This is a genomic window from Spirulina sp. CCY15215 (assembly GCF_016888125.1).
Lineage (GTDB): Bacteria > Cyanobacteriota > Cyanobacteriia > Cyanobacteriales > Spirulinaceae > CCY15215.
Genome location: NZ_JACSWA010000449.1, coordinates 1 through 762, shown reverse-complemented (window position 1 = coordinate 762; position 762 = coordinate 1). Strand labels below are relative to the sequence as shown.

Here is a 762-nt window from a genome sequence, read left to right as displayed (position 1 = left end):
CATCATATAATTTCCAACGGGTAGAATTGACTGCTGCACTACCTCCCCCCTTCCCAAGGGGGGGCAGGGGGGGATCGTCCTTCTTTAGCGGTTTCTTAGCTTGTCCGATAATCCGTTTGAGAATATCTGGCTTGCCCGATAGAAACTGCTCAATTTCTTGATTATCTTTGCTCTGATTGCAAGGATGACAGGCCAGAGTTAAATTGCTAACCCGGTTACTTCCTCCTTTAGATTTAGGCTTAATATGCTCGACTTCTAAGGGAGTATTCTTTGCACCACAATACGCGCATTTTCTGTTCCATTTTTCGAGCAAATATTCTCTGACTTCATAGCCAAATAATTCTCCTTGCTGGTATTCAGTACCGGAGATTTCGGGATTCTGAAGTGCTTGAGTATCGAATCGCACTAACTCCTGAGAAATGCCTGATATGGGACAGATTCTACAGAGCCGATTGACCCAAGTGACAATGTTATGAACTCGCGACATTAGACTGGGTGCAAGCCAGCCATCAGGACGCTTTCGATTCAGGAATCGAGGTTTTCTATACCGGTTTTTGCGGCTGCGTCGTCCTCTTCTTAATTGTCGTCTTGAGGTTAATTTGTCTCGGATTTGCTGTCCGCGATGGGTCAATTCAGCCGCCCAGATAACGCGATTTCCCTGCACGATTGCAATTCCCGTCGTTTTAGAACCGGGGTCTATTTTTAACTGACATTCATTAACTTCTCCTCCCTCTATGTCTTGAATAATAATTGTGAAGGGAA

Annotated in this window: 1 protein-coding gene; it reads right to left on the bottom strand. The window is 45.0% G+C overall.

Going from position 1 to position 762, the window contains the following annotated elements; genetic code table 11:
- The coding region (gene iscB, locus JUI58_RS14115) for an RNA-guided endonuclease IscB (protein WP_204104437.1) at nt 1-762 on the bottom strand (762 nt) is incomplete at both ends.